General features: G+C 42.3%; 22 protein-coding genes and 1 pseudogene. 14 read left to right on the forward strand and 9 right to left on the reverse strand.

The window, feature by feature from the left end:
• Positions 1 to 4: 4 nt before the first annotated feature.
• Positions 5 to 748 (reverse strand): alpha/beta hydrolase, encoded by a 744-nt coding sequence (locus GTO83_RS00805; RefSeq protein ID WP_180871291.1) that lies wholly within the window; start codon positions 746 to 748, stop codon positions 5 to 7.
• A gap of 117 nt (positions 749 to 865) precedes the next feature.
• Here GTO83_RS00805 and GTO83_RS00810 point away from each other — a divergent pair, with 117 nt between their 5' ends.
• From GTO83_RS00810 to GTO83_RS10830, 3 genes are all read left to right on the forward strand, one after another.
• Positions 866 to 1,180, forward strand: coding sequence for a heavy metal-binding domain-containing protein (locus GTO83_RS00810; RefSeq protein ID WP_180871292.1), 315 nt, complete (start codon positions 866 to 868; stop codon positions 1,178 to 1,180).
• Positions 1,181 to 1,357: 177 nt separating this feature from the next.
• Positions 1,358 to 2,332: a GMP reductase gene (locus GTO83_RS00815; RefSeq protein WP_180871293.1), complete on the forward strand. Its 975-nt coding sequence runs from the start codon at positions 1,358 to 1,360 to the stop codon at positions 2,330 to 2,332.
• Between the two features lie 92 nt (positions 2,333 to 2,424).
• Positions 2,425 to 2,589: a hypothetical protein gene (locus GTO83_RS10830; protein ID WP_219634231.1), complete on the forward strand. Its 165-nt coding sequence runs from the start codon at positions 2,425 to 2,427 to the stop codon at positions 2,587 to 2,589.
• A 242-nt stretch (positions 2,590 to 2,831) separates the two neighbouring features.
• Here the strand turns inward: GTO83_RS10830 and GTO83_RS00820 are convergent, their stop codons facing one another.
• Positions 2,832 to 3,644 carry a glycosyltransferase family 8 protein gene (locus tag GTO83_RS00820; RefSeq protein WP_180871294.1) on the reverse strand — a complete coding sequence of 271 codons (813 nt, stop codon included), beginning with the start codon at positions 3,642 to 3,644 and terminating at the stop codon, positions 2,832 to 2,834.
• Between the two features lie 200 nt (positions 3,645 to 3,844).
• Between GTO83_RS00820 and msrA the strand changes: the two genes are divergently transcribed.
• On the forward strand, positions 3,845 to 4,369 hold the full coding sequence (gene msrA / locus GTO83_RS00825) for a peptide-methionine (S)-S-oxide reductase MsrA (protein WP_180871295.1): 525 nt from the start codon (positions 3,845 to 3,847) through the stop codon (positions 4,367 to 4,369).
• Positions 4,370 to 4,590: 221 nt separating this feature from the next.
• Here msrA and GTO83_RS00830 read toward each other — a convergent pair whose 3' ends face one another.
• Positions 4,591 to 5,043 (reverse strand): universal stress protein, encoded by a 453-nt coding sequence (locus GTO83_RS00830; RefSeq protein ID WP_180871296.1) that lies wholly within the window; start codon positions 5,041 to 5,043, stop codon positions 4,591 to 4,593.
• Between the two features lie 109 nt (positions 5,044 to 5,152).
• Here GTO83_RS00830 and GTO83_RS00835 point away from each other — a divergent pair, with 109 nt between their 5' ends.
• The 3 genes and pseudogenes from GTO83_RS00835 to GTO83_RS00845 all read left to right on the forward strand — a co-directional run bounded on the left by GTO83_RS00835 (position 5,153) and on the right by GTO83_RS00845 (position 7,409).
• Entirely contained in the window at positions 5,153 to 5,557 is a 405-nt protein-coding gene (locus tag GTO83_RS00835) for a hypothetical protein (protein WP_180871297.1), read from the forward strand.
• Positions 5,554 to 6,018, forward strand: a complete 465-nt coding sequence (locus GTO83_RS00840) for a hypothetical protein (protein ID WP_180871298.1) — start codon at positions 5,554 to 5,556, stop codon at positions 6,016 to 6,018. The genes GTO83_RS00835 and GTO83_RS00840 overlap by 4 nt, the downstream gene beginning before the upstream one ends.
• A gap of 345 nt (positions 6,019 to 6,363) precedes the next feature.
• A pseudogene (locus tag GTO83_RS00845) lies at positions 6,364 to 7,409 on the forward strand (transposase).
• 35 nt (positions 7,410 to 7,444) lie between these two features.
• Here GTO83_RS00845 and GTO83_RS00850 read toward each other — a convergent pair.
• Positions 7,445 to 7,759 (reverse strand): type II toxin-antitoxin system YafQ family toxin, encoded by a 315-nt coding sequence (locus GTO83_RS00850; RefSeq protein WP_180871299.1) that lies wholly within the window; start codon positions 7,757 to 7,759, stop codon positions 7,445 to 7,447.
• On the reverse strand, positions 7,746 to 8,066 hold the full coding sequence (locus tag GTO83_RS10885) for a damage-inducible protein J (protein ID WP_255463133.1): 321 nt from the start codon (positions 8,064 to 8,066) through the stop codon (positions 7,746 to 7,748). Before GTO83_RS10885 ends, GTO83_RS00850 begins: the two co-directional genes overlap by 14 nt.
• Before the next feature lie 686 nt (positions 8,067 to 8,752).
• On the opposite strand from GTO83_RS10885, the gene GTO83_RS00860 reads away from it, so the two are divergent.
• The 7 genes from GTO83_RS00860 (at position 8,753) to GTO83_RS00890 (ending at position 16,586) form a co-directional block, all read left to right on the forward strand.
• A complete protein-coding gene (locus GTO83_RS00860) occupies positions 8,753 to 9,436 on the forward strand; it encodes a cysteine peptidase family C39 domain-containing protein (protein WP_180871300.1) in 684 nt (227 codons plus the stop codon).
• Positions 9,437 to 9,779: 343 nt separating this feature from the next.
• Positions 9,780 to 10,469 carry a response regulator transcription factor gene (locus tag GTO83_RS00865; RefSeq protein WP_180871301.1) on the forward strand — a complete coding sequence of 230 codons (690 nt, stop codon included), beginning with the start codon at positions 9,780 to 9,782 and terminating at the stop codon, positions 10,467 to 10,469.
• Between the two features lie 15 nt (positions 10,470 to 10,484).
• Positions 10,485 to 11,642, forward strand: a complete 1,158-nt coding sequence (locus GTO83_RS00870) for a cell wall metabolism sensor histidine kinase WalK (protein ID WP_180871302.1) — start codon at positions 10,485 to 10,487, stop codon at positions 11,640 to 11,642.
• Between the two features lie 1,190 nt (positions 11,643 to 12,832).
• Positions 12,833 to 13,618, forward strand: a complete 786-nt coding sequence (locus tag GTO83_RS00875; RefSeq protein WP_239458066.1) for an AzlC family ABC transporter permease — start codon at positions 12,833 to 12,835, stop codon at positions 13,616 to 13,618.
• Complete coding sequence (locus GTO83_RS00880) at positions 13,618 to 14,031, forward strand: AzlD domain-containing protein (protein WP_180872080.1); 414 nt, start codon at positions 13,618 to 13,620, stop codon at positions 14,029 to 14,031. Before GTO83_RS00875 ends, GTO83_RS00880 begins: the two co-directional genes overlap by 1 nt.
• A gap of 151 nt (positions 14,032 to 14,182) precedes the next feature.
• Positions 14,183 to 15,550 (forward strand): ISL3 family transposase, encoded by a 1,368-nt coding sequence (locus tag GTO83_RS00885; protein WP_180871304.1) that lies wholly within the window; start codon positions 14,183 to 14,185, stop codon positions 15,548 to 15,550.
• A gap of 751 nt (positions 15,551 to 16,301) precedes the next feature.
• Complete coding sequence (locus GTO83_RS00890; RefSeq protein ID WP_180871305.1) at positions 16,302 to 16,586, forward strand: LPXTG cell wall anchor domain-containing protein; 285 nt, start codon at positions 16,302 to 16,304, stop codon at positions 16,584 to 16,586.
• 67 nt (positions 16,587 to 16,653) lie between these two features.
• On the opposite strand, the gene GTO83_RS00895 is transcribed toward GTO83_RS00890, so the two are convergent.
• Genes GTO83_RS00895 through GTO83_RS00910 form a run of 4 tightly spaced genes read right to left on the reverse strand, consistent with a single transcriptional unit; the run spans position 16,654 to position 19,824 of the window.
• On the reverse strand, positions 16,654 to 17,037 hold the full coding sequence (locus GTO83_RS00895) for a DUF956 family protein (protein WP_180871306.1): 384 nt from the start codon (positions 17,035 to 17,037) through the stop codon (positions 16,654 to 16,656).
• A 23-nt stretch (positions 17,038 to 17,060) separates the two neighbouring features.
• Positions 17,061 to 17,984, reverse strand: a complete 924-nt coding sequence (locus tag GTO83_RS00900) for a PTS system mannose/fructose/sorbose family transporter subunit IID (protein WP_180871307.1) — start codon at positions 17,982 to 17,984, stop codon at positions 17,061 to 17,063.
• A 20-nt stretch (positions 17,985 to 18,004) separates the two neighbouring features.
• Entirely contained in the window at positions 18,005 to 18,811 is an 807-nt protein-coding gene (locus tag GTO83_RS00905; protein ID WP_180871308.1) for a PTS mannose/fructose/sorbose transporter subunit IIC, read from the reverse strand.
• Between the two features lie 11 nt (positions 18,812 to 18,822).
• Positions 18,823 to 19,824 (reverse strand): PTS sugar transporter subunit IIB, encoded by a 1,002-nt coding sequence (locus GTO83_RS00910; RefSeq protein WP_180871309.1) that lies wholly within the window; start codon positions 19,822 to 19,824, stop codon positions 18,823 to 18,825.
• Positions 19,825 to 20,051 lie beyond the last annotated feature (227 nt).

Raw genomic sequence — 20,051 nt, forward strand, 5'->3', positions numbered from 1 at the left:
ATTATTATTTTAAGAATTCAGCGACTGTTTGCATTACCATTGGTAATTTTGGCCCTTCTAATCGATGACGCTCACCTTCGATGAGGTAGAGTTTACTGTTCGGTAAGATTACGTTGTATTTTCGGGAAGCTTCTGGCGAAACAATGTCATCAGCCAAACCGTGAATAATTAAGGCCGGGCCAGCGAAATGTTGGGCCGTTTCGTAAATCGGTAATAGCTGCGCCGTCCGGAAATATTGGCCGCTGACGATCCGTTCATGGACGGGAACCGCTAATGGAATATGATTTGGATCATAGGTGCTCCCTTGGCAAATTCCTTGGAGGGCATCATCCTTGAGTGTAGCGGCGGGGGCTAATAAAACGAGCTTCTTAATGATATCGCGGTAGTAACCCGCAATCATTGAGGCGACAACCCCGCCTTGAGAGTGACCAATTAAAGTAATCGCTTTTGCCCCAAGGGTGGTCCGGGCGTAGTCAACGATGGCCATTCCATCTAACAGTTCTCCTAGGACTGTCATTTCCTGATTCTTACCATCGCTAGCGCCACAACCTGCGAAATCAAAGCGTAAGGTTGGAATACCAACTTGATTTAAATAGTGGGAAAGGTCATAAAGGAGCTCACCTTTTTCGCGACCGCGGTTTCCTTGAAAACCATGCATTAGAATCGCAATTTTTTCGTTTTGTAAGCGGTCCGTACCTTCAAGGACACCCCGGAGGGTCAGACCTTCCCGTGTTACAGTTACATCCATTCTTTTCACCTCAACTAAAGTACTATCTCTATTGTACCTTAAAATTAATTGACACCGTTATCCTTAACAAGGGATAATTAATTAAAGCGTTATGCAAGGTCGAAAGGAGTAAATACAATGTTAATTACTACGACAGAACGGATTCCTGGTCATGAATATGAAGTCCTTGGTGAAGTTTTTGGGGTTACCACCCAATCCCGAAACGTCGTCAGCGATATTGGGGCCGGCTTAAAGAATATCGTCGGTGGTGAAGTCCGCGGTTACACGAAGATGCTACAAGCTTCCCGGGAAAAAGCGATTGAACGGATGCAAGCAGAAGCCAAAGCTAAGGGGGCAGATGCTGTGGTGATGATGCGCTTTGATTCTGGCTCAATTGCGAGTGATATGCAGTCAGTGGTAGCTTACGGAACTGCAGTGAAATTTACAGATTAATTGTTCGGAGATTTTGAATAACCAGAATAGAAAGTAATCTTTCTTGCTGGTTATTTTTTATATGGAAAACGATTCTTAAATGACAACTTAAAATCATTCGGATTTCCCTTGACTAAGCTTAGATTTCTGGTATAGTATCCTTTGGTTTGTTGCTTAGAACCGAAAGGTGGTTAATTTATGCCAACATTTGATTACGATGATATCCAACTAATTCCTAACAAGTGCATTATCAAAAGTCGGAAGGAAGCTGATCCGAGTGTCCAATTTGGCCCCCGGCGCTTCAAGATTCCGGTGGTACCCGCTAATATGGCCAGTGTGATTGATGCGGATTTAGCGGAATGGTTAGCGGCCAATGACTACTACTACGTCATGCACCGTTTTAATCCGACAACCCGGGCGGACTTTATTGCGCGGATGCACAAAAAGGGCCTATTTGCCTCGATTTCCGTTGGGATTAAGGATGCGGAGTATGAGTTTATTGACCAACTGAAGGCTAAGCAACTGGTACCAGAATACATTACGATTGATGTGGCTCACGGGCACTCGGATTTCGTGATCCAAATGATTAAGTACATCAAAAAGCAATTACCAACGGCTTTCTTAACCGCTGGTAACGTTGCTACTCCAGAAGCGGTGCGTGATCTTGAAAATGCTGGGGCCGATGCGACGAAGGTGGGAGTTGGTCCGGGGAAAGCCTGCATCACGAAGTTAAAGACCGGTTTTGGGACCGGCGGGTGGCAACTAGATGCCTTGCGTTTATGTAGTAAAACGGCCCGCAAACCTTTAATCGCCGACGGGGGAATCCGCCACAATGGTGATATTGCTAAATCGGTCCGCTTTGGGGCTAGTATGGTAATGATTGGCTCGCTATTAGCAGGTCATCAAGAATCACCAGGCCACGTCATTACGATTGATGGGAAGCAATACAAACAGTATTGGGGCTCGGCTTCTGAAGTCCAAAAGGGAGCTTATCGGAACGTGGAAGGTAAACAAATGTTAGTGCCATACCGAGGCTCAATTAAGGACACCCTCCAAGAAATGGAAGAGGACCTGCAGTCCTCAATCTCCTACGCCGGCGGACGGGACCTAGAGTCCTTAACAAAGGTTGACTATGTGGTGGTTAAGAATTCGATTATGAATGGTGATTATTAATTAAAAGAGGGTGAGCAGAAACGCGCGTTTCTGCTCACCCTCTTTGTCATCTCCGAATATTAATCAGCAACTACGGTCAAAGCAGCAGCTGAATGGCAGTTGCTTCCCTGACGGTCGCACCAACCGAATGGGCTCACAAACGCCAAACCAGTTGGCTGGTTCGCTCCAAAGCACGGCCTTATCCCAACCAGGCCGTCAAGAAGCTTTTTTCCCATCCTCTTCATTTTACTGGAAATTACCTTCAATTTATAAATTAAAGATTGCCTTAATAGACTATTTTGTATTAGTATTACTAGCCTTGATTTGGTAGTAGAAGAAGCCGAAGAATAGAATAGTAAAAAACATCCCCACTAGAGCTTTGGGTCTAATGGGGATGCTTTTGTCCAGTGCAAAAAATCCGACTGATAAGGCAAAAATTAGTAGTTAATTCCCCGCCTCTCCTTATAACTGGTTTGTTAGATGAGGTTAGCAAACAGTCCCAGTTAGTTATCAAGGAGCGTTACCCCAATCGGTTTGCCAACTTAAAGTAGTTTTTATACAGGGCAGTAAACTTTCCCCGGTTAGTGGTTGCTAGCCAGGGTTTTTGGCGGCCACAGAAATGCAAGAAGACGGTGTGCTCCATTACCCAGTTAAGATTCCACTGACCGGTTGAGATCGCTTCGTACACCCGGAGATTGCGGGTATCAAAGTTGTACAGTTGATCCGGAACGGTGCGGATATATTTCCCGTAAAGGGCGTTTAAGACGTCTTGATCAGGAAGTAAGAGGATGTGCTCTTGGATATAGTCAAAAATATCGGTTGGTTTAATCTTTTGACGAATCTCATCCAGGTTCATTAGTAAGACCCCGGAGTTGTAATAACCATCGGCATCAAAATTCTGGAGGCGGAGTTTATTAATCACGTCAGTGGTATTCGTTAAGTTGGTGTGAATCGCTGAGGCGTACATATAGCCAGCTAGGTCCATTTGGTAAAAGTGGGTAAGATCGTTAATACAAAGTAAATCCGCATCTAAGTAGAGGATCCGGTGGAGGTCAGCCGGCAGGTATTGGTGGGCTAAGAGCCGATAATAAATGGTTTTCGGGTAACGATCGGTCACCGGGGCATCCGCAAAGGCATCGGTAGGAATAATGACTTGGTGGAAGGCCATTTTTAGTTGGTGACACGCCTGTTTTAGTTCACTAGCATGGGAAAATTCGGGCGTGGTAATTACGTAAACGTTAATTTCATTTTCCGGGGAATTAAGGGTAAGTGAATATAAGACCGTGATGAGTTGGCGGTAGAAACGGTCGTCAATTGAGAAAAGTAAGTTCATAACATAACCTCATAAATTAAAACTAATCTTAGTGTACCTTAGATTAATTAGGGCTAGTGATACAATTCTTTTAAAATGCCTACTAAAGCGATGGAAAAACCAGTTTATTAAGGCGATGGCGGAAGCAAATTGGTGGTCTAACCTGACTTTGCTTAGTATACTCAACATAAGAACCTTAAATGGAAAGGAAGCTTGATCACATGAGCTTAGAGACTGCAATTTTTGCTGGGGGCTGTTTTTGGTGTATGGTGCAACCCTTCGATACTTATCCAGGAATTGAAAAGGTTGAGTCGGGATATACCGGCGGCCACGTACCTAACCCAACTTACGAACAAGTTTGTTCCGGAACGACCGGTCATACCGAAGCCGTGCGAATTACCTTTGACCCTGCCAAGGTTTCCTACGAAAAATTAGTGGAAATTTATTGGCACCAAACGGACCCAACCGATGCGAGTGGTCAGTTTCAGGACCGGGGAGATAGTTACCGGCCGGTGATCTACGTGCAGGATGAGGAGCAACGGCGGATTGCGGAAGCTTCCAAGCAAGCGCTCCAAGCGAGTGGTGAGTTTGGGGATGCGAAGATTGTGACCCAAATTGAAGACGCCAAGCCTTTCTACTTAGCCGAGGACTATCACCAAGACTTCTATAAGAAGAATCCGGCCCGTTACGCGATCGAAGAGATGGGTGGTCGCGCTCAGTTTTTGGAGAAGCATTGGGGCAAATAAAAGGTTTGGTCTTATCGAGAAGACCAAACTTAGCCACGTCGGATTACGCATAATGTAGCCGAGCAAAGTTTTGAAAGCTAAAGCAAAAAAGGTCGCTAACTTAAACAGGTTGAAGCAAGGTTAACATACCTTAATCGCAACCGTTTATTAGCGACCTTTTTGATTGTAATTGGCGTTGGCTAGTTCTCGCCACCTTTCCCTGGCTTAAGGCGATTGGTATTTTATATCCGAATCGTCAACACATCACACGGGGCAAACCGTTCAACGTAAGCCGTGACGGAACCCACTAAAACGCGTTCGAGCGCATTTAAACCAGTTCGTCCCATGACAATGAGGTCAGGATGATGATCTTGCGGGAAGTCACGGGCAATGACTTGTTTCGGGTTTCCAAAGCGAATATGGATATCGGCTGATTTGACGCCTGCTTTTAAGGCTTCGTTTTGCAAATCTTTTAAGCGTTCGGTAACTAAGTCGACCAGATCAAGGGTTTGATCTTCACTGAGCGCTAGAATATCAGCGTAACCATCGGCGATTTGGTTAACCTGGGCGACGTTTAAAATATCTAAGTGGGCATCATTCAATAAAGCAACTTTAATGGCGGATTCCATGACCTTAGGAGTTGCCTTGGAACCATCGATGGGGACAAGGATATTACGGTATGAGTTACTGATCATTTTGGAGCCTCCCTTTTATTCTTACTATAATTATACCAAGGAAAATTGTACTTTCCGCAGGGAGTTTAGTAGAATGAAAAATAAGAGTTCAAAATAAAGGATGAAAATGATGAAAGATCAAGCAAATATTAAGAAGGTCATTGCGACTTCCTTAACGGCGATTATTGCCACGATTATTGTGGAAATCGCGATGTATGCTCAAATGGGGGTCGCCTTAACGAGCGGGATCGTGATGGCCCGGGTGGGGATGATGGTCGTCCTGGCGATTGTTATCGTAGTTTTAGCAATTTTAGATTTACGGTTTGACAGCTATATAACGATTTTAGCAATGATTTTATGTGCGATTGGTGACTTTGGGGGCTTTAGTCAAGTTGCCGACCGCACGAGTCTGGTGGGCCTCTTAGTGCAACTGGTTGCGATTATTGGCTTCTTGGCAAGCTTGGCCGGGATCTGGTATGGAATCATGCAACGGAAAAAATATGCTGATCGGAAGTTGAAGGAACGATTGAAATGAAATTAACAAAAGATCAATATTTAGGTCAAATCGAAGAACACTTACAGGTTAAACAGGTTGAGTTTACGGCTTCTCAAGTCCAACAACCAAAGGCTTTAAAGCCCGGGGTTGCTTTTTGCTTAGCCCAACTTGACAGTGGTTATCTTAGTCAATATGAGTGGAAGGTCCGTTTAAGAAAGGGTGATCCGGTTAGCGTGCGGTTAGAAGAAAACCTAATTAACGTTCCCGTTAAGGATGCCGATCGGTTAGATGGAAAGCTTTTAGATAACGAAACTGAATATGGGGTTAACTTGTACATGGTCATTGAAGGCGATCAAGTTAACCAATCGGGCTTGCGGATTGACTTGTTAGCGGATGAAGCAGCCTTGGCCAGTGGGGATGAGGCTACCTTGGTTAAGCAGCTTCAAGAATGGTTGGCCACCCAACTGGCCCAAACGGTTGAAAACCGGAGTGCCGAATAAATTTTACTTTCCGCTAAAATTGTGTTACATTGGACCATGCGATGAGTCGAGAGGTATGGTAGCAACCCCAATTGCTACCCCACATTGTGGTAAAACTTCTCATGGGGCCCATTAACCTGCCGGATTGCAGGGGGCTCGGCTAAGGTTGGTAGTGGACGACTAACCTTAGCCTGCGATCTAATAGATCAATACATTAAAAAGAGGCTGGAAAAAAACTCCTAGTCTAAAGTAAAAACCGGATGATGAATTTCTTGAACAATTCATCATCCGGTTTTTTATGTACACAGGAAGTCGCTCCTGATATGATGTAATTACCACGAAAACAAACAAAAAGGAGCGATTTCCATGTATCAAAATTATACCATAGGGCAAACCGAATTCGTACTAAATTATAACTATGATTTACCACAGAATCATGTTGCGCGACTAATTAGTGCATTTGTCGACTCAATTCCACAGGAGGTTCTATTGGAAGAGTCGGTGGCGGCTACTGGCCGCCCTGCATCGCATCCAGCAATTATGCTTAAGATCCTCTTGTTTGCCTACTCGCGTCAAACATATTCTGGAAGAAAGATTGAAATGATGTTGGATGAGAGTCTACCAATACGTTGGTTAGCCCATGACTATACTTATAGTTATCACACCATCAATAACTTTCGGAGCAGTCAGCACGCTAGTAATCTGATTAAGCGTACTTTTGTCTACTTTACCATGGCTTTAACAGATCACGGCCTAATTCAAAATAATGCAGTTTTTATTGATGGAACCAAGGTCGAAGCTGATGCAGGTTAAATGGTAGTGAATACAATTACACAACGATTCTTGATCAGTTTGAAAAGCAACCTATTATTCCCTATACAACTTATCAAAAGGAACAGAAGCGCAAGTTTAAAAACGACCCAACTAACTTACAAAATTGGCAGTATAACGCCGAAGATGATTACTATATTGATCATTTAGGGGTTCGTTTTAGCTTTTATCGGTATAGTGAGCAAATCGATAAATATGGTTTCAAACGTGATTTCAAAATCTATCGGGCAGATAAGCACCAGCCGTCAGCGCAATTGGATAAATTAGCGAAAACACCAGGCGGCCGGCAACGTTATATGAAGGTTAACCCGACCTGGAATTATTACAAAGCAAAAGTGAAAGCGACCCTCTCAAGTGACGAAGGTAAGGCGATTTATCGTCGACGGAAGTTCGACGTTGAGCCAGTCTTTGGTCACATGAAGAGGGATTTTGGCGTACGCCGAACTCATTTGCGTGGTCAACAGGCTGTGGAAAATGACATTGGCCTAGCCCTGATGATATTAAACATAACGAAATTGGGACAATTAATTAACCGATGGAGGGCCAATTTCATTAATAATCGAAAATCCAGACTACAATAGTGCCAGGGGTTGTTTTATAGAAATAGACCCTAAAATTATTTTTGATGGAAAAGCTCATTATGACTGCCGAGACGCATAAAACGAAAAACACGATGTTTATTGATCTCTGTATAGATAATAAGTAAATCGAGTTTCCCGTCAAAGAGGTGAAAATCCATATTTCCTGTATATGGAAGTGTTGGATCTACTAATTCATGCGGATCATATTCACTCGGGATTTCACCATATTCCAAAATATAGGCAACAATATCTTGTAATTCACCTTGTAAATCATCAACTTGGTTTTTCCATCGATTAACATCAAGTTGAAATTGCCGGTCAAACCTTACTTTCCATTTATTGCTTGTCATCGAAAAGCTCCTTCATGGCATCATCGGCATTGTCAAAGTCTTTGGCGGTATTTGGAATAATTCCCTCTTCTTCGGCATACGCACGAACAATCGCTTTTCTGGTTTTATCGTTAAAAGTTACATGGTCAACTTTAGGTGCATTCTTAATTTCAAACGGGACTTTTCCCTGAATAATAAATTGCTTAGCAGCCATCGTAAAGTACCCATTAACGGTCATACCCACATTAGCTAACCCTTCTGAAAGTTCTTTACGTAATTCAGGATCGAGTCGAATGGTTGAGCCAGTTTTAGATTTAGTCATGGTCATGTTGAAGCCTCCTATCATATGAGTATCAATGTGACACTCATATGATATCACACATCTAAAATAAGGTCTATTTATGACAAATGGACCCTAATTATAAATTATGTATTTACTTTTTACTTCCTCGATCGTTATTAATATTAGAAGGTATTTTTCAATAGACATGAAATAATTTAAAACAAAAAAGGGACACCCTTTCAAGATGTCCCGCCGGCTCGGAATAAGTAACCAGCTGATTCCAATTTGCACGCCAGCACCTTAATTATTGTACCTGCATTATAGCATGATTTTTAATGCTATACTAGTAAAGCACGCCAGGGAAACCACCCTGAAAATGTGCAAGTTGGGAGGTGTCCCAATTGTGCCATTGGTGCATCTTAATTATTGTCGTGCCTAACAAACACGTAAAAAAATTAATCAAAAAGGTGATTGATCTGATTCGTAAGATGATGAAATAGTATTGCTTATTTTTCTGCGCTGACTTCGGTTGGCGCTTTTTGTATTGAACGGAAGCTATTTATCACAAATGGATCCTAATAATAAAATGAAAAAAATAGTTATTTAATTGGATAGATAGTAAAGGAATATATTAGTTAACGAAAAAAGACAAAAAAACAACGTTAAATAATGAGTAGTAAATTAAGCCTTCAAGTTTGCTATTATAAAAAAGTAAAAAGAGGAGGATAAAAGTGAAGTTTAAGAAGTATTATACGGCACAAGTCGATGAATCGGATTGTGGCGTGGCTGCATTGAGTATGGTGCTTAAGTATTATAAATCAAAAATACCAATCTCTAGGTTAAGAACATTAGCTAAAACTTCAAAAGAAGGGACTAGTATATATGGAATAATTCAAGCTGCAAAGGCATATGAATTGATAGGGAAAGCTATTCGTTTGAAAAATGATGAATTTGATAAGGTTAAATCATACTTACCATTAATAGTACATGTTATAAAAAATAATGGTTTTCAGCATTATTATGTGCTTAACCAAATAACTGAAAAACATGTTGTACTTTCGGATCCAGATAATGATATAGGAATAATTAGGAAAACAAGAGATGCTTTTTTTAAGGAATGGACGGGAATTGCAGTTTTCTTTGAAAAAAGTCAAAAATATGTACCGGTTACTATTAAGCAACCTAATTTATTCTCCTATAGAACTTTATTAACAAAATTCCGCAAGTCAATATTTGTAATAGTTATATGTGCCATGTTATCGATGGTTGCAGAAATAGTAGGAGCTTTTCTCTTTCAGGGTATTATTGATAATTTCTTACCACAACGAGAATTAGGAATGCTTAGTATAGTTTCATTTGGACTTGATAAGAGTATTATACTAATTGAATGGGCGACAACATTACGTGTTGTTTAATATGTTCAGTAAAAATTAAATAAATTAGAGTAAAAGAAAAAACCCGCTGAAGTACGCCAATACTTCAACGAGCTACCGATTAATTATCTACCCTAGCTAATCGGGGTTGTCTATTTCTTTCAGTACAATTATTGTACTGAGAAATCGACCGATATTTCAAGATATTGAACCTCAAATTTTAATGAGATTAAACCCTAAAAGCAAACAACCTAAGATTAGTTCAGAATGGAAAACAAAATGGCCCCTTAACATTTCTTTAAGCCCTAGCTATTTAATACCGTTTGCTGGGTAAATCTGGTTATAATAGGAACAGAATATTTCGTAAAAAAGGGGTGCACTGTTAATGAAAATCTTAGTGGTTGATGACGATAAGGAAATTGTTCAATTATTGGAAATTTATGTTCGGAATGAAGGGTACGAGCCGGTTGCAGCCTATAATGGGAAAGATGCCCTGACCAAGTTGAATACTACGCCCGATATTGGTTTGGTTATTTTAGATATTATGATGCCGGAAATGGATGGGATGGAAGTTGTAAAACAAATTCGGAAAGACTCATCAATTCCAGTTTTGATGCTTTCGGCCAAAACCGCTGATATGGATAAGATCCAAGGCCTGATTTCGGGGGCAGACGATTATGTGACGAAACCATTTAATCCACTGGAGGTTATGGCACGGGTGAAGTCTTTGCTACGGCGGAGCCAGGGCCAAGTCACTAATGACCAACCCGACATTTTAAACGTGGGCCCGCTTCAAATTAACAAGGATTCCCACGAAGTTAAGACCATCAAGGGAGACTTAATCCAGTTAACGGCCCTTGAATTTGGGATCTTGTACCTGTTGGCGAGCCACCCAAACCGGGTTTTCTCAGCTGATGACATTTTTGAACGGGTTTGGCAACAAGAAAGCGTCGTTTCGGCCAAGACTGTCATGGTTCACGTGAGTCACTTGCGGGATAAGATCGAAGCCGCTACCGGTGGTGAAAAGGTCATTGAAACCGTTTGGGGTGTTGGTTACAAAGTTGAATCACACTAAACATTGAGGAAAAATATGTTAAAACTAACTGGGCGTGAAAAGGGCGCGCTTTTTTTTGAAGGTGTTGAAACGGTAGCGTTATTAATCCTAATTAACGTGGCCTTAATTGTAATTATTCAAACTTTTATCCAGTCGAATCCGGGGTTGGCCAGTGGGATCTTTATTATTAAACAATCACTTTGGTTTGGCCCTTACCACACGCAGATCTGGTCCTACCAACGGACTGTGATCGGGATTTTTATTGTCATTGATGCCTGGGTGGTTTGGTGGCGACTCCGGCGGCGGTATCACCAATATCAAATGGATCACATTCTAGCTGAATTGCACTACATTGCCCAGGGACATCTTGATCATCGGATTCCGTTCCGCCTGAAGGGGAACCAACAGCACGTGATTACTAGTGTCAATGCGCTTGTCGATAGTGCCGTGCAATCAATGAATGATGAACGACAAATTGAAAAGTCCAAGGATGAATTGATTACCAATGTTAGTCATGATTTACGGACCCCGTTAACATCAATCATTGGTTATCTCCGGTTGATTGAAGACAAGCAGTATCATTCTGAAGAAGAAATTGTTAAGTATGCCCATATTGCTTACGAAAAGTCCAAGCAAATGAAGAACCTAGTGGAAGATCTCTTTGAATATACTAAGGTCCAGCAACATGGGGCCCCAGTGAACATTATGACGGTTGATCTTTCGCAATTACTCGAACAAGTTAGTGCTAGTTTTGAGTTGGAAGGGCAAAAGCGGGGGATTGAAGTTACTTCGATAACGGAACCAGAGCCATTGAAAATAAGTGCTGACCCCGAAAAACTAGGGCGGGTCTTTAGTAACCTAGTTTCCAATGCGCTGAAGTACGGGAATGGGGCAAGCTATATTAAGATTGAAGCGCATCAGCATGGTGATCAAGTTCAGATTCAAGTTAAAAACGATGGGACCAAGATTCCGGCTGATTCTTTGAGCCACCTCTTTGAACGATTTTACCGGGTTGAATCTTCTCGCTCTAAAGCGACCGGGGGAACGGGCCTGGGCTTAGCGATCGTCAAGAGTATTGTGGATCTCCACCACGGAGAAGTTACGGTTACTTCTGATGATAATGAAACTGCCTTTACGGTTACCTTGCCGGTTGAGCAACCCACTACCACTAGCGAAACGGAAATCGATAAGTGATATTAATCAATTTTCAAAGATAGTTACTTATTTTTAGTTAACAGTTGAAATAAAAAAACTGATAGACCGGAATTGTTACCGATTGATAACTTTATAAAAGCGCTAGCATAAATAAAACTCTTACATTAGCTATTGATATTTAAACCGTCGCTGATGAGGTATAGAATACAATTGTGTTCTGGAATAGAACCTGTCTCATTTTTATTATCAAGAACGCCCACTTCTCCCAGGGCGTTTTTTGATTTTAAATTAAGTAAATATCCAGACGAGAGGCCGGAAAGAAACAAATGCTTCTTCCCGGCCTCTTCTTTCGTCTCCGAAGGTTACTCAGCAACGACTGTCAAAAGCCCCAGCCTTCGAAAATAAATGCAAACAAAGAGAATGACTTGCATTTTTAAGGCATCAAGGGGGCTTGCTTTCGCCCTGCCCTTACGGAGCTAGTAATAATATGTAGAGAAGCTGAGTAAACTCCCAGCCTCCGTAAGTATGGATACGTAGCCCATGCGATATGCTGGTTACACTTTCCGTACTCCCAAAAATTATTTTACCCCCGTTGGTCTTAAAATCCCAAGAAAATTTAGGAAGATAAGTAGAAAGAATCAAGTTTAAGATCTAGATTAAATTGTCCTAGCGGGATGCTAGAAGCGTAAGGAAATATTGTATATAGTTGATAACTCTTAATTAAAGATAGCGTTTAGCCTTGCATTTAGGTATTTTAAGTGAAAACTAGATTAATTCGGGTTATAATATTGAATACAAGTGAAGGAGTTTGGATTTATCGTTAGCGTGATCCTTCACTCTAGGATTTATTCAAAAAAGTGCCTGAGGGGGCACTTTTTTATTAAAAACAGCGAGAAAAGATAATTTTAAAACCAACCCCGCTGGTATTTCCAAACATTGCTTAGTGGTTATGAGCGGAAATTACTATTTTAACGGGTAAATTCGAACAAAAGATTAATTTGGCAATTTAATCTTCACCCTCCGGATTTAATCAAATAAAGTTAGCGGATCATTTCTGGATAGTGGTCCTCAGATAAAAGTAAATATGTTACCATAGAGAGTGGCGGTAAATGCGATTACCTAATTCTGACGACTTCAATTCGCAAATTTTGGAGGAAATTTTCTTGCAACAGAAAGCACATCAATTTAATCCAGAGAAGCAACGTTGGCTTGAGGTGCTAGGAATCTCAATGCCATTGTGCCTAAGCTACCTGCCGATTGGGGTAGCATGTGGGATTTTACTGCATGCGGCGGGGATGAACTTTGTTTTGACCTTCTTAATCTCAATTATGGTCTTCTCTGGTGGGGCCCAATTTATTTTGGCTTCACTTTTAGTGATTGATGCCCCCATTAGTACGATTTTTATGACTCTGTTCTTCCTAGAGCTACGGTATGCCTTACTGGGGTCTAGTCTTTCAAAGTATTTTCGGACATCATCGCAAAAATTTGTCTTACTTTTTTCAGCATCGATGAACGATGAAAACTATGCCGTTAATTATTTAAAGTTTGCGACCGATAAAAAGTGGACGCCAAAAGATGCTTTGTTAGTTGAACACTATTCCTTGATTTCATGGGCTAGCGGGAACTTAATTGGTGGGTTGATCGGTAGTACCGTTACGATTGACCTTGAAATTGTTGACTTTGCTTTGACGGCACTGTTCATTTACATGATTATCATGCAGATGCGGAGTAACCTTAGTTTAATTATTTGCATTACTTCTGCTATTTTGGCGTTGGTTTTCTTGACCTTAACAAAGAGTACCCTGGGGATCATTATCGCAACCCTAATTGCTTCTTTAGTTGGGTTTATGATTGAAGATCAAGTACGCAAGCATGCAAAGGATCCCAAGAATGCTTGGGTCTTAAGACGATTTATTAGACCAGCGATAACTCGCCACACGGTCGAAGATCGGAAGATGTTAGACGAACGGGCACAAGCCAAGGCAACGAAAACAATGGATAATGGTGAAGAATGATGGATACGGTATTAACTAATCTAACGGTGGCCTCACTTGTTCCAAGTCACCACAATATGACATATCATTTAATTGTCATTGTTGTAGCGGCGGTAGCGGCTTTCTTACCTCGGTACTTTCCAATGCGATTCTTTACCAATCGGAAAATTCCAGAATGGTTTAACGAATGGATGAAGTATGTGCCGGTAAGTTTATTTACTGCGCTGGTGGTTAAAGCCCTCTTTGTTGATGGTAAGTATCATTATTTCTTTGATCATGTTACTTTAATGGGGTCACATATGGTGATTTTTGGACACTTAAGTTACTTGATTGCAGCAGTCTTTGTAGCAATCGTGGCTTATTTTACCCGTTCAATGTTATCGTCAGTGATAGTTGGCTTAATTACGGTATGGCTGTTAACGTTTATTCTATAAATAAAATTTAATTTTCAAATAAAGGGGTCTACAATATTTGGTACTGATAGGAGTAAAATCCTAGCAGTACCAATTTTTGATTTAGGGGATTTTATGTATAAAAAAAGAAGACGGCTGTCCCCCGTCTCTTCAAAAAGAAAGGACCGTCTCCATGAATGAGTATATCAAAAATCTAACGGGATTAACAGACAACTTGATTAAATTTAGCCCCAAATTCAAGGATAGTGAGCGGATAAAGGTGATTCAAGCTGTCCCCAGCTCACAATCAGTTCACCATCAATTTGAACGAATGACGCACAATGAAGTTTATTTACGACAATCATATCCTTCAGCTTGTCCACATTGTGGGCGCTTAATGCGAAAGAATGGTTTTAAAACCGTTTATTTGAAAGGACTTGATATTGCGGGGTTGCCAACAATTCTAGTAGTTGAAAAGCAGAAATACATTTGTCCGCGACAAAAAGGATGTCCCGAATTAACTACTGACCTTGCACGAATTCACGGAATTGATAAGAATCATCAGATTCTTGATAAAGTGAAACAACAGGCGCTTCTGGCCCTAACAGAAAAACGCTCCGTTAAAGATATTTCTGCCAACCTGCACATTTCCGAAGGAACAGTAAATCGGCTTTTCCCCCAACTAGCCCCTCAGTTTAAGGCGAATTATAAATTTTTACCACCAGTAATTGCGTTTGATGACTTTAGTTCAGGTAAATTTGCCGCAACTCAAATGAGTATGGCACTGATGAACCCGCAAACACATGAATTACTGGATATTATTGAGTCAAGAAATAGCTACGCGCTTAGGAAGTATTTCTATCGGTATGACTTTCATGCCCGAGCCAAAGTCAAGCTTGTCATTGTCGACTTGTATCAGCCATATCGGACGATTGTCCGTGATCTATTTCCGAATGCCCTTATTGTCGCCGACCGATTTCATATCATTGCCCAAGCATACCGGGCAGTAAATCAAATCCGGATTCAAACGATGAAGGCGGTTAAGGAGTCTAACCCTGCTTTATCAAGAGCGCTTAAGCGTTATTGGCGCTATGTGCTAAAAGATCGGACAGATCTTGATTGGCAAAGTTTCCGGCGCTACCGCGTCTTTGGCGGTGCGCAGTTAACCGAAGTAGAATTAACTGATCGTTTAACAAATGCCAGTGAGGAACTTCTAGGAGCTTACAACTATTACCAAGCCTCACTTCACGCCATGCACAATCGTAATATTAAGAGCTTAGAGGCACTATTAACGATAAAGTTGACTGCCTTACCACAACCTTTGCGCAAGACCCAAAGAACCTTACGTAACCATCAGAACGAAATTAAGCGTAGCTTTGAAACTTTCTACAGTAATGGGCCTCTCGAAGGAACTAATAACCTCATCAAAGTAATTAAACGTATCGCCTTTGGCTATCGAAGTTTCTACAACTTCCGTTTAAGAATTCTCTTAGTCGCCAAGAACCCGCATTTTAAGATTAAATTGAGGGACAAAAAAGGCCACCCGCGTCGGGCAGCCTAAACTAGACCAATTTAGCCTTAAAAATTCTATCAGTACCAGTTGACGAAGAGCCGAAAGTATTAGTAGTTTTGAAGGTAGTGAATCGGTAAGTAGATCAATTAGTAGGTCAATTAGTGAACACAATTCAACTTCCACCTCAAATTCAGCGTCTGATAGTGAATCAAAAAGTGAAGTCTATTCGAAATCGATTAGTAATTCACAGTCGGATAGTGAATCTCAAAGTATTGTCGATAGTGCAAAGGATTCAATTTCAACTAGCGATAGTGAAAAGATTTCTGAATCAGGAAGTCAAAGCGTATCGACTTCGGAGAGCTTGAACGAATCAAGGTCAAGCTCGGAGAGTAACAGTACAGTAATCTCAGAAAGTCTTAGTGCATCTGAGGAGAAGAGTGCCTCAACTTCGGAGAGTTTAAGTCAGTCAAAGAGTAACAGTACGTCAAGCTCAGAGAGCCTTAGCGAGTCTAAAGGGACTTCGGAGAGTTTGAGTCAGTCGGAAGCAGAGTCTGCAAGTACTTCATTCTCAGCCTCTGAAAGCCAAAGTGAATCAGAGAAGGAATCTGCAAGTACCTCAGCTTCGAGCTCTGATAGCGTGAGTGAATCAGAGGTAGTTTCGAAAAGCACTTCAGCTTCAAACTCTGATAGTGTGAGTGAATCAGAGGCTGTTTCGAAGAGTACTTCAGCTTCGAACTCTGATAGTGTGAGTGAATCAGAGGTAGTTTCGAAGAGCACTTCAGCTTCGGGCTCTGATAGCGTGAGTGAATCAGAGAACGAGTCTGCAAGCACCTCAGCTTCAGAGAGTTCGTCAGATAGCATTAGTGAGTCACAGAGTGCAAGTCAAAGCCTAATTAATCGGACTGACCAAGCCAAATCGGCATCGTCGGATGTAATCAATTCGACAGTTGCTTCGGCCCGTCAGGCAAGTAAGTTGCCACAAACTGGAAATGAAACTTCTAATGATGTTACAACGGTTGGAGCTATCGGAATGGCATTAACTGCCTTAGCGACCCTGCTTGGCTTTAAGCGAAAGCAGAACTAATTGAATATGTAAATAAAATCCACCTCCATAACTCGTAGTGAGCTATGGAGGTGGATTTTTAGTTTGATTAAGCCTTTTTCTTACGGCTTAGTAAGGTTTTAATATTCCGGGTAAGGTTTTGGCTAAAGGTCAAGGCCCGGACTACATGATTTGGATCAATGTGATTAGTCATCGCTTTTAAAACTCGCTTAGGTTGCTGAGCCGCAAAAGTAAAGCTTCCATCGCGTTTAGTTTGAATTCGGAAACGAGGGATCCATTTCCCGCCAAAGAGGAGGGATGCCACGACAAGGTCGATTTTATCCCACGGGATTTGGACGTAGTTTTCGATGTTGCGATCATCGTAAAATTCAAAGCCCTTTTCGCCCACCAAAATTTTGCCATAGGAGCTAAAGGCGGTGAAGTAAGTCCCTTTTTCCACTAATTCAACCCGAGCATTTAACGCTTCAACCATCTCGTCAATCCTTTCTCAAAGTATTAACCCAAGAGCCCGATTACGTGGCCGAGGATCCCGACAACAAAGAGGCCGAGGATAATTACAATTGGGGAAACCTTCTTCTTCAATAACCACATACAAAGCAAGGTCAAGAGGAGGGCGGCTAACCCTGGAATCAAGGAGTCCAAGTTATCTTGTAAGGTCGTAACCTTATATTCGGTTAAGGAAAGCCCCTTCCCCATGTTCCATTGTTGTAAAGCGTCCCGAATTGCGGTGGGGTTGTTTGGCAACTTATTCCAGTCGATGTAAGCCCCAGATGATTGCTTAACCCGGGAAACAACTGGCGTGAACTTGATGGTAACCCACCGTTCAATCAAAGTCCCAAGGACGAACATCCCCATCATGGCTGCCCCCCGGGTAACCTTTTGGAGCAAACCACCGGAAACGTCATCGGTGATCTTGGTCCCAGTCCGGTAACCAAATTCTTGCGTGTACCACATGAAGGCAATCCGCATTACGTTCCAAAGCACGAAGAAGAGGATTGGTCCCAGGATGTTACCAGAGATAGCTAAGGATGCCCCTAAACCGGCAATAATTGGCCGAGCCGTATACCAGAACACTGGGTCACCAACCCCGGCGAGCGGTCCCATCATCCCAACTTTAACCCCAGACATTGTAGCATTGTCGATTGGGGTTCCGTTAGCATTATCTTCTTCAAGCGCCAAACTAACCCCGATAATTGGGGAAGCTAAGTATGGGTGAGTGTTGAAGAATTCAAGGTGTCGTTTCAAAGCGGCTGCCCGGTCTTCCTTCGTCTTATATAACTTCTTGATTGCGGGAATCAAAGAGAAGGCGTACCCACCGTTTTGCATCCGTTCGTAGTTCCATGAACCTTGGAGGAAGGTTGACCGCCAGCAGACATTCCAGCGATCCCGCTTTGTTAATCTAATTTTCTTTTCTGCCATTGTTAATGTGCCTCCAAATTTTAGTAATCATTCAAAATGTCACCAAGTGGATCGCCAGAACCACCGTTACCGCCGTTACCACCACCATTATTGGCCTTGGATTCAAGTTCAAGGTAAATCAAGGTGAAGGCTAAACCAAGCGTCCCGATGGCAATCAAAGTCAATTGCGTAACAGCAGCGAGCACGAACCCAATGGCGAAGAATGGCCAAACTTCGCGGGTAGCAATCATATTAATAACCATTGCGTACCCAACGGCCACAACCATCCCACCACCGATGGTCATCCCTTGGGTTAACCAATCTGGCATAGCGTTTAAGAAGCCTTGCACTTCTTTAGCTGGGATGATCAAAAGGGCGATAGCTGGGAGGGCAATTCGTAACCCTTGTAAGCAGATAGCGATGATTTGCCAAGTATCGATCGCCCGTAAGTTACCCTTTTCGGCTTCCTTGTCCATAATGTGAATAATTGCAACTGAGATCGTCCGGACAATCATCGTTAAGAAAAGTCCGGCAACGGCCAAAGGAATGGCAATGGCTGTTGCAGTCCCCATGTTCTTAGTTGCTGCGCCACTTTGAACAAAAATAATTGCAGAAGCGACAGAGGCGAGCGCAGCGTCAGGGGCAACCGCAGCCCCAATGTTAGCCCAACCAAGGGCAATCATTTGTAATGAACCACCAAGCATAACACATGGGATCAAGTGGCCCGTTACTAAACCGATTAGCGTACATGCAACCAGGGGTTGGTGGAATTCAAATTCATCCAAGATCCCTTCCATCCCGGCTAAGAACGCTACAATTACAACTAAAATCATTGAAATCGCAGACATAATAATCTCCTTTAGTTCTTTTGCTGGTCAATCAGCGTTTGTGCCTTCTTCAAAAGGTCATCCATGTTTTCGGCAGAGCTGGATGGCACCTTCCGAACATTAAACTTAATGCCTAACTTCTTCAGTTCCTTGAAAGTATCAACGTCTTTTTGGTCCATTGCAAGTACTTGGTTAACGTTAACCTTTCCGTCACTATAAGCCATGGAACCAATATTAAGTTCCTTGATATCAACTCCCCCCTTGATAGCTTCAAGGGCATCTTCAGGAGTTTCAAACAAGAGCATGGCCTTGGTGTTCCCAAACCGGGGATCCTTGGCCACTTCGATCATCTTCTTGATCGGCACCGTGTTGGCGTGCACGCCACTTGGCGCCGCTTGGGCGATCATATTCTTCCGGAGCTTATCCTTGGCAACGTTGTCGGAAACAACAATAATCCGATTTGGATTAGTCGCCTTGGTCCAACCAGTAGCAACTTGCCCGTGAAGTAAACGGGTGTCAACCCGGGCCAGCACATACTTGATCTTTCCGTCACCGATTACCGTTCCTTCAGGAATCGCTCCTTTTGGCGTCTTATCTTGCGCTGGCGCCGTTTCAGCAGCGGCATCCTTTGGCATGATGCTTTCTGGCATCGTCTTTACGCCTTCCTTGGCCGTTTCGACGATGTGGGTTGCAATTTCCCGCGCCGTATTCATGGTAAAGCGGGAAGCGTAGGCTTCGATGACCATTGGCAGGTTCATCCCCGTAACAATTGCCCAAGTATCCTTGTGTTGGGCAAAGAGGTCGCTCGCTTGGTTAAATGGAGTCCCACCCCAAAGGTCAACTAAGAATAAAACTTGTTCCTGATCATCAAGGCCCTTAACAGCATCTTCCATTTTCTTGTGGATGTCTTCAGGTCCCTCGTCAGGTTTTAAAATTACGTGCGCCACGTTTTCTTGTTCACCGAAGATCATTTCCCCGGACTGGAAAATCCCATCGGCAAACCCACCGTGGCTGGCTAAAACAATTCCTACCATTGCTTTCCTCCTTAATGAGAATGGATAGCGTATCCTTTTCGTGATGGAAGCGAATACAATTTGTAGTATACCATAATTGATAAACGATGGAACTGGATTATTAGTAAAAACCCTAAAAAATGTAAAATTAAACGGTCGATATTCGCTTTTTAGGGTTTTCCTTTGTCAGCTAATCAATCAAAAATAACGAAAAAAAGATCTTTCAAAACTAAATTAGTTCAGTTTTA

The sequence above is a fragment of the Lactobacillus sp. 3B(2020) genome (assembly GCF_013487845.1).
Taxonomy (GTDB): Bacteria; Bacillota; Bacilli; order Lactobacillales; family Lactobacillaceae; genus Limosilactobacillus; species Limosilactobacillus alvi.